Source organism: Psychrobacter coccoides, from assembly GCF_017498085.1.
In the GTDB taxonomy this organism is placed as follows: Bacteria; Pseudomonadota; Gammaproteobacteria; order Pseudomonadales; family Moraxellaceae; genus Psychrobacter; species Psychrobacter coccoides.
The window spans coordinates 143,468-157,292 of record NZ_JAGBKM010000003.1 but is presented as its reverse complement, the minus strand read 5'-3'; the positions used below and the strand labels follow the sequence as shown (position 1 = coordinate 157,292).

14 protein-coding genes are annotated in these 13,825 nt (G+C 45.0%); 7 read left to right on the top strand and 7 right to left on the bottom strand.

Annotated features, from left to right (window positions below; genetic code table 11):
* The first annotated feature begins 201 nt into the window (after positions 1-201).
* Positions 202-1,104 carry a D-Ala-D-Ala carboxypeptidase family metallohydrolase gene (locus tag J3492_RS03115; protein WP_207989757.1) on the top strand — a complete coding sequence of 301 codons (903 nt, stop codon included), beginning with the start codon at positions 202-204 and terminating at the stop codon, positions 1,102-1,104.
* Between the two features lie 253 nt (positions 1,105-1,357).
* A complete protein-coding gene (locus tag J3492_RS03110) occupies positions 1,358-1,918 on the top strand; it encodes a hypothetical protein (RefSeq protein ID WP_207989755.1) in 561 nt (186 codons plus the stop codon).
* A gap of 61 nt (positions 1,919-1,979) precedes the next feature.
* Here J3492_RS03110 and J3492_RS03105 read toward each other — a convergent pair whose 3' ends face one another.
* From J3492_RS03105 to J3492_RS03090, 4 genes are all read right to left on the bottom strand, one after another.
* The gene (locus J3492_RS03105; RefSeq protein ID WP_243453068.1) at positions 1,980-3,533 is read right to left on the bottom strand and encodes a M16 family metallopeptidase; all 1,554 of its coding nucleotides are present in this window, start codon (positions 3,531-3,533) and stop codon (positions 1,980-1,982) included.
* Positions 3,534-3,584: 51 nt separating this feature from the next.
* Entirely contained in the window at positions 3,585-5,096 is a 1,512-nt protein-coding gene (locus J3492_RS03100) for a M16 family metallopeptidase (protein WP_207989753.1), read from the bottom strand.
* An 82-nt stretch (positions 5,097-5,178) separates the two neighbouring features.
* Positions 5,179-5,370, bottom strand: a complete 192-nt coding sequence (locus J3492_RS03095) for a hypothetical protein (protein WP_207989751.1) — start codon at positions 5,368-5,370, stop codon at positions 5,179-5,181.
* Positions 5,371-5,477: 107 nt separating this feature from the next.
* The gene (locus J3492_RS03090; RefSeq protein ID WP_207989749.1) at positions 5,478-5,675 is read right to left on the bottom strand and encodes a hypothetical protein; all 198 of its coding nucleotides are present in this window, start codon (positions 5,673-5,675) and stop codon (positions 5,478-5,480) included.
* Between the two features lie 210 nt (positions 5,676-5,885).
* Here J3492_RS03090 and ftsY point away from each other — a divergent pair, with 210 nt between their 5' ends.
* Both ftsY and J3492_RS03080 read left to right on the top strand, forming a co-directional pair.
* Complete coding sequence (ftsY, locus tag J3492_RS03085) at positions 5,886-7,130, top strand: signal recognition particle-docking protein FtsY (protein WP_243453067.1); 1,245 nt, start codon at positions 5,886-5,888, stop codon at positions 7,128-7,130.
* 41 nt (positions 7,131-7,171) lie between these two features.
* A complete protein-coding gene (locus tag J3492_RS03080) occupies positions 7,172-7,762 on the top strand; it encodes a methylated-DNA--[protein]-cysteine S-methyltransferase (protein ID WP_424108377.1) in 591 nt (196 codons plus the stop codon).
* A gap of 119 nt (positions 7,763-7,881) precedes the next feature.
* Here the strand turns inward: J3492_RS03080 and J3492_RS03075 are convergent, their stop codons facing one another.
* Complete coding sequence (locus J3492_RS03075; protein ID WP_207989747.1) at positions 7,882-8,631, bottom strand: YebC/PmpR family DNA-binding transcriptional regulator; 750 nt, start codon at positions 8,629-8,631, stop codon at positions 7,882-7,884.
* Between the two features lie 408 nt (positions 8,632-9,039).
* Between J3492_RS03075 and J3492_RS03070 the strand changes: the two genes are divergently transcribed.
* Positions 9,040-9,870 carry an ion transporter gene (locus J3492_RS03070; protein WP_207989744.1) on the top strand — a complete coding sequence of 277 codons (831 nt, stop codon included), beginning with the start codon at positions 9,040-9,042 and terminating at the stop codon, positions 9,868-9,870.
* A 47-nt stretch (positions 9,871-9,917) separates the two neighbouring features.
* On the opposite strand, the gene J3492_RS03065 is transcribed toward J3492_RS03070, so the two are convergent.
* A complete protein-coding gene (locus J3492_RS03065; protein WP_207989742.1) occupies positions 9,918-11,219 on the bottom strand; it encodes an ABC1 kinase family protein in 1,302 nt (433 codons plus the stop codon).
* Positions 11,220-11,313: 94 nt separating this feature from the next.
* A complete protein-coding gene (gene aroQ / locus J3492_RS03060; RefSeq protein ID WP_207989740.1) occupies positions 11,314-11,862 on the bottom strand; it encodes a type II 3-dehydroquinate dehydratase in 549 nt (182 codons plus the stop codon).
* 334 nt (positions 11,863-12,196) lie between these two features.
* On the opposite strand from aroQ, the gene J3492_RS03055 reads away from it, so the two are divergent.
* Together J3492_RS03055 and J3492_RS03050 are read left to right on the top strand one after the other, a co-directional pair.
* On the top strand, positions 12,197-12,412 hold the full coding sequence (locus tag J3492_RS03055) for a cold-shock protein (protein WP_207989738.1): 216 nt from the start codon (positions 12,197-12,199) through the stop codon (positions 12,410-12,412).
* A 229-nt stretch (positions 12,413-12,641) separates the two neighbouring features.
* Positions 12,642-13,796, top strand: a complete 1,155-nt coding sequence (locus J3492_RS03050; protein WP_207989736.1) for a DEAD/DEAH box helicase — start codon at positions 12,642-12,644, stop codon at positions 13,794-13,796.
* The last annotated feature ends 29 nt before the right edge of the window (positions 13,797-13,825 follow it).

The window sequence follows — 13,825 nt, the reverse complement described above, 5'->3', positions numbered from 1 at the left end:
GCCTACTATATAAGGCGATAGTTTAGCTTGCTTGCGAAAAATTTGATAGTATCGATAAATGTTTTTATTGGTAATGGCTTGATGACAGCTGACTCTATGACGGGTATCGGCAGACACACTCATAAGCGTATCAATATAAACGCAAACTCTCATATCTTTGACGCAAAAACGCCCCGATACTTTGGGCTCAGGTTTCCTATTATGTCTATCAAAAACTCCATGATTGCGCTTGCGGTCTGCAGCAGCAGTGTGGTCGCTCAAGCCGCTATTTTACAAGACAGTAGTGAGCGCCGTATTCAAGTACGTCAAGGGACCACAGCGACTAGCAACGACTCCAGTACCACTAAGCAAGCTAATCATCTCAATCAGTCGCTATCCGCTGGCGATAGTATGCAGGGATTAATCAAACAAAAACAGCGTGAGTATGAGTTTGATGCCAAGTTGTCGATAGAAGAAAATAAACGGGTGTATGTGAATAGGGCAGATGCAAAAAACAGCAGCACTTATAGCACAACCAATAATCACTATGGCAGCGTGCATCCTAAAAGCTTGCAGACGACAGATTTTAATAGCTGGCTAAATAGTAGCCGCTTTCGAGCGCAGGAAGTGGCAAACTATAAGCGTTATCTAAGCTCACAACTTGGGGCGCAGAATGTGCCACCGCTTGAGCAGCTATTAACAACTGCCCGTAGTTGGGATAAATGTGGCTATGAACCTTACCAGCTACCACCGCAAGAGTTATGGTCAAATATCGTGCCCACTTTGCGTCTTTATAGCGCCTTAAAAAACCAAGGGGTCTTGCCGCCGACGACCGAGATTCGCTCTGTTTATCGCAGTCCAGGACTTAATCGCTGCGCTGGTGGTGCAAGTAGTAGTAAGCATATGACAGCCAGTGCTATAGATATTTGGGTGCCAGAGTATCAGGATAATTTTTGGTTATTGAGTAAGATGCAAGATGATTTATGCCAGTTTTGGCAATATCAGGGTCAATCTCATCGTTTAGGACTGGGGTTATACTCAACTGGTGCTGTACATTTAGACACCCAAGGCTATCGGAAATGGGGTTTCAATCATGCCACAAGCAGCTCGTCTTGTCGTTATTAGCTTTGATCTGTCACGCTATTTAGTGGCTAAGCTACTAAATGAATGAGTCATCTCATCGGCTTTATCGTACACGAATATTTTTATTGCGTGTTTATGATACATCAGTAGTGACATCAGCGGGTGAGAAGTAGACGTATAGGTCATTAACAGCCAATAAAACGCTGGTCAGGTGTGTTTTAATATCTATATATAAATGAACGTTTCTATAGTACGTTTTGAGTGTTGCGATAAGTATGTCATATAAGCGAAATTTATGAAAAAAACGGGTTTTTTAATAGCTGCTTTACGTCATTTGAAGCCAATAAAATACATCAGTAACACCCAGCTGGCATTGGTTTTTACGGCTGTAGCTGTGATGTTTACAGCCAACGCTTGTAGCCCAAATGGACCGAGTAGCGAGTTGGTGAGTACTGATAATAGCGCCATCAAGCAACAGCCACAAGCTGCTGCTGAGATTGCAGACAATATCAAAAATTCCTACGCCCGCTTAGCAGCTGAGCGTACGGATGTTTGTCCCAAATTAGTCCAAGAGGACATAGGTGGCCGAGTGATTGAACGCCCCAATGAGGTGCTGGTGAATGATTACTGCGATTATTATTTATACCTACGTCGTGGTCAGCACCTCTCTGTTGATGTCAATCATAGGCAAATAGAGGCGCTGTTGACGGTCCCAATCTTTCATGATTTTGCTAATGGTGATTATGAAGTGCTGTCTTCTTACGATAAACATGTCATTCGTTTGGCTTATGACGGTGCTACCTATAAACCTAAAAACCTGAGTTACGATGTAGTGATAGAGGTCACCAATAAATAACCTTTATCATCAATAATAGCCGACAGGCTCGCAGGCGCTACATCAAGTCAAGGTTTGGCGTCTATTTTTTACCTTCATCCTTCTGCCAAGGGTCTTCTGCACCTACAGTGACAATCAAAAACGTATCAGGATGCAGCGTCTCACGCATGGTCTGATTGACCTCTGCTAATGTAACGTTATCGATGCGCTTGACGTAGTCTGTCAGGTAACTGTCTGGCAGCTGATAAAAATTCATCATACCCAATAAGCCATTGATACCTGCATTACTAGCAAAGCTCATTGGAAAGCTGTTTTTCATATTATCCGTGGTCAGGCGCATCTCTTCGCTGGTAATTCCATTGTTTAAGGTATCCTTGATGACCTCCAAGCTGGCATCAATCGCCTGTCTGGCTTTATCATTGCGGGTAGAGAAGCCTATCTGATACGGGCCACGAGCGAGCATAGGGCTCATAGCACCTGAAATACCATAAGTATATCCTTGGTTCTGGCGTATTTCGGTCATTAAACGGGCGTTAAAATTACCCCCTGCCAATACGTCATTGCCAATAGCAAAACTGGTTTGTTTTTTTTGGGCATAGGGGTCAGTAGCACGTTTGTTGCCCAACTGGCCCATCAGTACTGTGGTTTGGGTGCTGGGAAATTTGATATGAATGTGCTGCGTTTGGGTGAGAGGTTTTGGCTCAGGTAAGGCGGTAGCTGCTTTACCTGTCGGTAGTTTTTTGGTAATGGTTTCAGCGAGGGTTTTAGCCTGTTCTAATGTCAAGTTGCCCGTCATGGCTAAAGAGGCATTGGCAGCGACAAGGTAGCGGCTTTGAAACTCGGTGAGATCTTTTCTATCAATGCTTGGCACGGTTTCAAGGGTACCCGATGAAGGGTGAGCATAGGGGTGGGTGCCATAAAGCGCATCATGAAAAGCAAGGCTGGCCAGACTGCCTGGGTCTTGTTTTTGTTGCTGTAAGCCGACAAGTAATCGTGCTTTATTACGCTCTAAGATCCGCTGATCAAAGGTGGCTTGAGTCAGCATTTGCGTCATTAAATCAGTGGCAGGCAATAGGTGCGCATCATCGGATAAGCTGCGCAGCGAGACGATAAACATATCTTTATAAGCACGACTGCCCAAATCAATACCTAGGGTCTCAACCGCCCGAGTAAACTCATTTTCATCCAGATGGTGAGTGCCTTGAGTGAGCATCGTAGCGGTCATGCTAGCGATACCAAACCCATTGCTGCGTATTTGCTCATCACGAGCACTGCCTGCATTAAAACGCAGATCAATGTCTACAATCGGCAATGTGGTCGCCTGTACAAAAGAGACTGGTACGCCAGCAGAGGTGGTGAAGTGCTCAATATTAGGTACGGTCAACTCTAAAGGCTTGACTTCATCCAGACTCGACAGCTTAGATAAGGCGGCAATAGGTGCCGTGGCGTCGACGCTCGCCGCAGAGTCGCGATAGCTGTCTTCGATATCTGCTGCATAAGCTGCATTTATATAAGTTGGCCCAGACAGCACTGCTCCTAAGATCATACTTGCGCCCAGATACGATATGGATAGGTACTTGCGGTGTATCTGTCGAGTTAGGGCGGTCGATAATGGGTTTTTTTTACGTTGAGACATAAAAGCTTTGTTCATCATGTTTTTCTTCTTTATATAATGTTTTAAATGACATTACTTGCTGTCGCTTATCTTGGTACTAGACTTGGCATCATCTTGTGCTGCAGGTGGTACGATATGCATCACGGTTAGATTGTCTGGTACCAGATATGTTTTGCTGACGGCTTGAATATCAGCGACACTGACGCTATCGAGTTTGGCCGGCAAGCTGGCGAGCAATCTGTCATCGAGCCCGATGGTTTGTAGTGAACCGATCATCTGTGCTTGTCCTTGCATGCTGTCTTGAGCGTAGATCAAACCCGTGACCGTATTGGTTTTTGCACGGCTAATCTCATCTGCATCGATCGGATCGGTCGCAAGTTTACTGATTTCGGCCATGATGGCTTGCTGTGCTTGAGTCAGGCTAACCCCTTCCCGAGGTGTGGCTTGGATAAGAAACAGTCCATCGCCGCGGTCGAGTAAGTTATAAGCAGTGCCCACTGTCGTAAGTATGCCTTGTTCACGAATCAGTCGACTCTCAAGACGGGCGGACAGTCCACCATCGAGTACGTCTTGGGCGAGTGACAGCGCATAAGCTTGCTGTTGCTGGTCTTCTGCTACTGTCGATAAGCTCGGAACATTATAGCCCATAAGCAGCACAGGGACTTGTACTGCCTGCTCAGAGTCTACTTCTTTATAGCCACGAAAGCCTCGCTGGTCGACGCTAGGACGCTCAGGAAGCGTTGTGCTGGGCTGAAGGTCACCAAAGTAGCGTTCAACTTGTGATAACGCTTGTTTGGGCTCGACATCGCCCACAATCACTAGCGTGGCATTATTAGGGGCGTACCATGTTTTGTACCATTTTTTTAAGTCGGCCAGTGTAATAGATTCGAGCTCATTCATGGGTCCGATGACTGACTCACCTTTAGGGCTATCAGGCAATGCTAATAAGCGAAACGACTCATAAGCTTTGGCCAAAGGGTTGTCATCGGTGCGCTGACGCCGCTCTTCCATCACCACTTGTCGCTCTTTGGCAAAGGCTGCCTCATCAAAACGTAGGTTGATCATGCGGTCCGCTTCCAGCTCTAATGCCAGCGCCATTCGGTTGGCCGGAAACAGCTCGTAGTAGCCAGTATAATCATAACTGGTAAAGGCGTTGTTGACTCCGCCAAACTTGGCAATCAAGCGCTCATAGTCATCACTGGACACGTTAGCCGTGCCTTTGAACATCATATGCTCAAGCAAGTGCGAGATACCCCCTTTATCTAGCGGCTCATCAGCAGAGCCAACACGATACCAGATTTGTGTCATCACTACGGGAGCCCGGTGGTCTTCTTTGATAATCACTTTAAGACCGTTTTTTAACTGATACTCATGTCGACCTGACATGTCCATAGCGAGCATTGAAGACTTATCTTCTGAGCCTTTTATTGATAGGCTATGGGTGTCGGTAGTAGCTTGTGGCACGTCCGATGGCGGCGTTACTGAGTGTAAGTTGCTGGTTTGACACGCAGCAAGGGTGGCAGCAACGACCAAAGCACTAGCAATGCGTAATGAGTAAGTGACTGGGGGAGAAGACAGGGACATGATAGGTCCTACTTATAAAATGAATATGAAATATGGCTAAATTCTGTCGAATGTTCTATAGACTCTAAAATCATTGCGTACGCTATATAGATTTGTGACCACCAACGATAACACTAGCTGTAGGCTTAAGCTCTTGTGTGGTGCTACATCCCACACTGGATAATATGGGCACGGCCAAAACCATAGCAATAGCAACCTGAGTGATGGGCTTAGCGTAAGAAGTCATATTTGTAGGTTTCTTATGGCGCTTAGCAGTAGGGGTTGTTGATGACATATCTATTCCTGTTCATTCAGTAAAGATGGTTTAAAAGTGAGACTGGCGTGAGTGTTTTATATCCACAGTCAGCAGCACAATCATTAGAACGTTTGTTAGTAACTACTTTATAGTACGCCTTTTATATCGGAGATTAACACTGCTGTCGGCTCAAGCGCTTGTAGCGTTGCACAGCTTACAAGCGAAAAAGACAGCAGCAATAACACAAATCCGAGGCCTGTTTTTTTGTAGTTAAAGTTGGAGTTAGAGCGTTGCCGACGGTTAAAAATAGCGATGTTTAGTAAGTATGACATGAAAGATAACATGACTGACTCCTTTTAAATGCTCATGCCTGCCGCCTAAACAGCGCTTTGTCTGTCAATTTGGCATGTATCAGCTGTTAGTTCTCCTGAGGTCGCTGAGCCCACCTTGAATTATGCTAAACTATCACAAAAACCTTCTTTTACAATAGTGATGCTGTTAATACTCACCCAAACAGCGCTAATGATTGATACCGATAATATTAGGGCAAGCTTATGAATAATCCAAATAATAGTAACCGTGTGGTCATCAACTTAGACGGTGACCTTGATGATCTAGATGACGATGACATTACTCTGCCAAGTTTGCCTACGCACTCTGTTCCTATTGTTGATCAGTCGTCTGACCGCCCGGCGTCTACCGTACCACCAAAAGAGCAAACAAAAGCGGATACTTATCAATCCGTAGCGCCCACGATGCCTTTGCAAGAGCATGCTGATGAGCACACCACAACAAAGCCTTTAGATGCACAGACTGAAACCGCAGAAGCGAAGCCACCGCATGTAGATGATGCTAAAGGGCGAGAGCGTGGCAGTTGGTTTAATCGCATGAAGTCGGGGCTGAGCAAGTCACGTAAAAACCTAGCTGAAGGTATGGTAAACATTCTTATCGGTGGTAAAGAGATCGATGATGAGCTGCTAGAGGAGGTTGAAGACCAACTGTTGGTCGCTGATATCGGTGTCAATGCGACCAATCGCATCATCAAAAGCTTGACTGAGCAAACCGCTCGTGGCGACTTGATTTATGCTCATGCGCTTTATAAAGCACTACAAGGTGAGCTGGTGGATATTTTGACGCCTAAAGTTGCACCACTTATTATTGATACCAGCAAGAAGCCTTTTGTCATTTTAGTGGTGGGTGTGAATGGTGTCGGTAAGACCACCACTATTGGTAAACTTGCGAAACGCCTACAAGGTGAGGGTAAGTCGGTCATGCTGGCGGCCGGTGATACGTTCCGAGCAGCGGCAACTGAGCAGCTGCAAATCTGGGGCGAGCGCAACGATATTCCTGTTGTAGCACAAGGTCATGGCTCAGATAGTGCTTCGGTCATCTTTGATGCGATGCAATCTGCAAAGGCAAAAAACATTGATGTGCTTATAGCAGACACCGCAGGACGGCTACAAAACAAAACCTATCTGATGGCTGAGCTTGAAAAAGTGGTACGAGTGATGCGTAAATCAGACCCTACTGCGCCGCACGAAGGTATGATTGTCCTAGATGCCGGTACAGGACAAAACGCCATTAACCAAGTCGAGATATTCAACCAAGCAGTGCCACTCACTGGGATTACGATCACCAAGCTTGACGGTACTGCCAAAGGCGGGGTGGTGTTTAATATTGCTGAGACCACTGATGTGCCGATTCGTTATATTGGGGTTGGTGAGTCGATTGATGATTTACGTGCCTTTAGTCCCAAGCAGTTTGTCGCAGCGTTGTTTGAGACTGAAGAAAAAGAATGACCAAGCTTGAGACAGTTGCAAGCTAAGGAGCCTCTACTATGATGATTACCAAGATGGCCCTGTCTGATATCACAGATTCAGCAGCGCCTAAGGCAAGTTTATTAATGGTGAGTCATATGATAGAGGCCAGCCCAAGACTGGTTAGTATTGACTGGCTAGCGGCTGCACAGACATGGCAAGAGTCAAAGTCTCTAAATCTGCTCAAAAGACATTATGCAGTCAGTGACGAAGACTTTGAGTTCATGGATAAAAATAGCCTAAGTATAAATGATCCAACGCAAGCGCTGCTTTTAAATACGATTCAACAATTTAAAGAGTATGCGGAGGGTCAGCGAAAATCTTTTGTTCTGCCGCTAGAGTTGTCACTAGGTACTGAGTTTCAACAAAGAGTATGGGCAGCTTTGCAAGAAATACCCTATGGGGAAACCATAAGTTATGCGCAGCTGGCGGCTAATATCGGTCAGCCAACGGCCTATCGAGCCGTGGCCAATGCCAATGGAAAAAACCCTTTTAGTATTGTTATTCCGTGTCACCGTGTCATCGCTAGTGATGGCAGACTTGGTGGTTATACAGGCGGGATAGATAAAAAGCAGTATTTATTAGCATTAGAAAAGGAGACGTGCCGGCTTTAACGGCAATGAGTATGCATACTCTTGTTGAATAATTAGATGGACAGCCATAATAAAAGCCAAACGCTATACAAGACGTTTGGCTTTTTTATTATTTGTTATTAGGCTGTACTGCATCTGAGCTAGGCTTCAAGCGCTGCCATCACCTCATCGGTAAAGCTGACGTTGCTATAGACGTTTTGTACATCGTCTAAATCCTCTAACATATCAATCATTTTCATGACCTTTTCGGCGTCATCAACATTATCGATTTCAGCCTGTGTCGAGGGTGACATCGTCACCTCAGCATTGTCAGACTCTAGTCCTGCGGCGTTTAACGCATCTTTAACTTGTCCAAAGTTATCGACCTCAGTAACCACAATCAAGCTCTCGCCATCATTTTCGATATCGGTAGCGCCTGCATCTAAGGCAGCAAGCATGACCTCATCTTCTAGGCTGATGTCATCAAAGACGATCTCTCCACGTTTGGTAAACAGATAAGCGACTGACCCTGATGTGCCAAGATTGCCATCATGCTTGGTAAAGGCATGGCGCACCTCACTGACCGTCCGATTGACATTGTCTGTCATGGTCTCGACCAAGACGGCCACGCCGCCGACGCCGTAGCCTTCGTAGTTAATCTCGTCCATGTTATCGTTGTCGCCACCACCTGCACCACGTTCGACAGCCCGGTTGATGGTGTCTTTCGTCATGTTAACAGACAAGCCCTTTTCGATAGCAGCACGCAAGCGAGGGTTTTTATCAGGATCAGGATCGCCTTGCTTGGCCGCTGAGACAATCTCACGAATCACTTTGGTAAATATTTTGCCGCGTACCGCATCTTGACGGGCTTTACGATGTTTGATATTTGACCATTTTGAATGACCTGCCATGTTGTTATGTCCTTAAATTTTATCTATTAATAAATATAGACTGAATATCAGTCGCACATCTTGATAGTGATTATATGTTGTCAGAATCGTATATTATCAGAATAACCAAGTGCTATCCTGCGTCTCTAAATAAATGCAGCGAACACTCATCAGATAAGTATTAATCATCAGTGGAAGTCTCATCAGCTACGGCCCTTAGATAGCATAACCACCCGCCCAAGCTGATGAATAGTATGTCGCTAGGAGCCGTTTTTTGCTACACTGTGACAAATTATGTGTCATGATGAGCCTCTCAAGTGACAGATATTATAAACCACTTCTGCGTATGATTACTAACCTGCGCTTATCCATATCACGTCAAGCCATTCGACGCTATGCAACCATTGATTTTATGAGCCTACTGCATCTATGAAGCAACCAACCGCTGAAGCCATTACTCATTTACGTAACCGCATTCATATTATTATTGAAGGCACAGACACTCGATTGGGTAAGCTGTTTGATATCGTACTGCTCATCGCTATTTTGACCAGCGTGGCCGTCGTAATGCTTGATAGTGTGTTATACATGCGTCTGCAGTACGGTACGATATTTTTTTATGCAGAATGGTTTTTTACCATTTTATTTACCATCGAATATCTTTTGCGGTTGTTTTCAGCGCCCAATCGTTTGCGTTACGTGTTTAGCTTTTTTGGTATTGTTGATTTGCTCTCAGTGTTGCCAAGTTACCTGAGCTTGATGTTTGTGGGCGTGCAGTATCTGCTGGTGATACGTATTTTGCGTATTTTGCGTGTCTTCCGAGTGCTCAAGCTCAAGGCGTATATGCAGCAAGCAGGATTTTTGGCATCGGCCCTAAGAACCAGCCAACAAAAAATCACCGTGTTTTTCTTATCATTGGTATTGTTGGTGACGATATTTGGTTCTGTTGTTTATGTGGTGGAAGGGCCAGAAAATGGCTTTACCAGTATTCCGCTGTCTATCTATTGGGCAGTTGTGACGATGACGACGGTTGGTTATGGTGATATGTCACCGAAGACACCGCTAGGTCAGGCGATTGCAACCATGGTCATGATTACCGGTTATTCGATCATTGCTGTACCGACAGGGATTTTTACCTCCGAGCTGGCACGTAACATGCGTCCACAGCTCAATCCAATTACTTGTCCGAACTGCGGCAAGTTTGGCCATGCGGTTGGAGCGACGTTTTGTGACCGCTGTGGCCATGCTTTGCACGTATAATTCAGATAAGGCACGCCCTACATAGCTCACTGGGCTTTACAGTTATTTTAGAGTTCTAAATACTCTTGTACTAAGGGCAAAAAGTCTATCTCAACGCCCAAATTGACCAAGTTCCAGTATTGTCCTGATACCGTACGATCCAGCATCATGGTGGTTGCAGAAGGTTGAAATTGACCAAAGTATTTTAATGACGTGCGCATCTGGGTGATGGCTTCGTGATGGACTTGGCTATTGCCAAAGTCAAAAACGCCTTCATGGTAGGGCGGTATAGATAAGGGCTTGAGACCAATCGCCAGCCACTGCTCATAAAACTCACCTGGAATGTCCTTGTCGTCGTCACGGCGGATACCCAAGGCGATTAAATCCTGTTCAAGCGCTGTGGTATCGCCTTTTACCGCATGTTTGGCAAATCTGCGAAACAGCTGCACTTCATTGTCGCTGTAACTTCGAATACCGCCAAAATCATAGGCAACGACACTGCCATCAGCACGAAAAGCAAAGTTGCCAGGATGCGGGTCACAGTGCATACGGTACAGGCCAAACAGTTGACCGGCACTAAAATGAAACAGGCGCTTGGCTATTTTTTGCTTGATCTCATTGTCCCATGTGGCGGCCGTCGCTAGCGTTTCTCCGATTTCTTCAGTCAGAGTTAAAATGCGCTTGGAGGAGTGGCTGCCGATGACTTTAGGGATAATAATACCTTCATCATCGGCGTGGAAGGCACCAAATACCAGTAGGTTATGCGCTTCTTTAACGTAGTCAAGCTCATCATATAAGCTTTGGCGTATCTCATTAAATAGCTGATCTTGCAATTCACGACTCATATTGAGCACGCCAGCAATCTTTAAGGCCATGCGTACTTGCTTCAGGTCACTGTCGCAGTTTTCATCAACGCCAGGATACTGCACCTTGACCACGACTTTTTGTCCAGAAAGTAGAGTGGCTCTATGAACTTGACCTATAGAGGCGGCAGCAAACGGCACTTCCTCAAACTCTGCAAACAGCTCATAAATAGGCGCTTTTAGCTCACGCTCAACTTGCGCTTTGATTTGACTATACGGCATGGGCGGGGCGTCTTTTTGTAGCCTCTCTAGAGCAGCTGCGACCTCCGGCGGAAAGACATCTTTGTACTGTGACGCAATTTGCCCCACTTTCATGACTGCGCCTTTCATCTCACCTAATGTTTCAGCAATCTGAATGCCCACATCTTGCATCATCTCAGAACGAGCTTGCAGACGTTTTTCTTCGTCACTAGACAGGTGCTTAAATGAGTTTTTAGCCGCTTTTCCTGCAATGCTTGCAGTCATGCCAGCAAGTTTCATAAAGCGTTTTCCGGACGATTTTGCCATTCATATCACCGTATATTAAGGTTGTTTTCATTGATCTTTATTCCAGCTAAGTATCGTTCACTTAGCCAGTAGATATAGATTGTGAGAGGTCCAACTATTTGCAGGACTCTATAGGAGTGTTATATGTATTGGTTAACCAATAATCAAGTGCCATTTGATACCCTAGGTGACCTAAGCCACAAATGACACCGACAGCGATGTCACTTAAGTAGGAGTGATGACGAAACGGTTCACGACTATGAACATTGGATAAATGTACCTCGATAAACGGTTTTTGAGTGGCCAATAAGGCGTCACGTAGCGCCACTGAGGTGTGAGTAAAAGCAGCAGGGTTGATAATAATCGCATCGACCTGCATGGCAGCATCAGCCAATAGCCCATAATGTTGAATGTCGTCAATCAGCTGCCCTTCGTGATTTGACTGAATACAAATCAGCGTGACATCATGCTTGGCCGCATGAGCTGAGAGCTTGGCTTCGATATCTGCAAGTGTTGTGTGACCATAAATTTCAGGCTCACGCTTGCCGAGTAGGTTTAAGTTGACACCATTGACCAATAGGACTTTGCGAGTCAGTGATGGTGTTGCTGTTGTGTGAGCCAAATCTGATGTTGTGGTGTTTGATGGGGGAGAGAGTACACTCATAAATTTCTCTTTTGGTAGATAAAAACAAAAATTTGGTAAAAAAGATGTGTTAAAGCCAGAGTAAGATACAATCGAGTTTATAATAGCAGCTTGACCACCAAGTTATAAAAAAATTACATAAAAACACCACCTAAGCGGCCTTAAGCATGTTAAAAGGCTTTGTGTTACTAAAAACCCGTGGTATGATATTTTTTATGCAATAAATATTGCAAGCTTGTTACAAATACTTTTTTTGGTATTTTAACATCCCGTTTATATTATGATTTTAGCACCCGTTTATATGCAATGTTGCAAAGGAATTTGGGTCTAATCGCACTTTTTAGGAAACACAATTATGTCAGCTCGTGAACAAGGTATCGTTAAGTGGTTTAATGACTCAAAAGGCTTTGGCTTTATTCAACGTGATAGCGGCGAAGATATTTTTGTCCATTTTCGCGCTATTCAAGGCGATGGCTATCGTTCTTTAAAAGATGGTGAGAAAGTGGAGTTTAGTGTGGTTGAAGGTCAAAAAGGCCTACAGGCTGAAGAAGTTAGAAAAATAGACGAATAACCAGCATGATCATGACGTTGTTTAACGACAACGTCATGACCACTACTGATATACTACTGAGTCAAGCCAGTCAGAGCTTACCACTATTGAGCGTGTTGCAATATGTTGGTACAGATCAGGCATAAGGCTTGGCTTTTTCGTGTGTACGAGTCTGTACTGCAGCATCGGACACAGGCTGTTTAATTGGCACGTTATGGCTAATTTGATTTAAAAATAAAAGGATGACTTTTTGAGTAATTTTAATACATTTACTGATTTACCACTTTCAGAACCAACCCTAAAAGCAGTCAGTGATTTGGGGTTTACGGAACTGACCGCTATTCAAGCACAAATACTACCCCACACACTAGCCAACCAAGATGCCATTGGACAGGCACAAACAGGGACGGGTAAAACAGCCACGTTTTTGCTTACTATCATGGAAGCCCTGTTAAAGCGTCCTTTTGCCGCTGATGAGTTACGTTTTTTGGGGGAGCCACGAGCAGTCGTCATGGCGCCAACACGTGAGCTTGCACAGCAGATATTTGATGATTGTGTCGCATTGACCAAATACACGTCATTGCATAGTGTTTGTATCATGGGTGGTACCAACTACGAAACGCAGCAGCATGAGCTTGAGCGTGATTATGTCGATATTTTGATTGCCACGCCTGGTCGATTGATTGACCTGATGCACAAAGGTATGGTCTATCTAGATCGTGTAGAGGTATTGGTGCTGGATGAAGCAGACCGTATGCTTGATATGGGGTTTATCCCTGATATCAAACGATTGGTGGGTCGTATGCCGCCAAACACTGATCGTCAAAGTCTGTTGTTCTCAGCGACCTTCAATCAAGATGTGATGAACCTTGCCTACCGCTGGTTACACGAGCCGCAGTTTGTCGAGATTGAACCTGAGCACAAGACCAGTGAGCTGGTGGATCAGCATTTTTACTTGTTGACAGAGGAGCAAAAACTAGAGGCGCTACAAGGTATTTTGGCCGATGCAGAGGTGGATAAAGTCATTGTATTTGCCAACCGTAAGGATCAAGTCAAGCGCCTATATCACAAGCTGCGTCAACAGCACAAAGTTGTCATGCTATCAGGTGATGTAATTCAGCAAAAGCGTGAGAAGTACTTACAAAAATTCAAAGACGGTCACGCTTCTATTTTAGTAGCGACCGATGTGGCAGGACGCGGGATCCATGTTGATGATATCAGTCATGTGGTCAATTATACCTTGCCGGATCAACCTGATGACTATGTGCATCGTATCGGTCGTACTGGGCGAGCAGGGCAAACTGGGGTCAGTATCAGCTTCGTTAGTGAAGATGATGCCTTTAATCTGCCAGCGCTGGAAAAGCATTTAGATACTAAGTTTGCTCTTCAGCAGTGGCAAGAATAAACAAGAGCAAGTATAACAAAGCCTTCAAG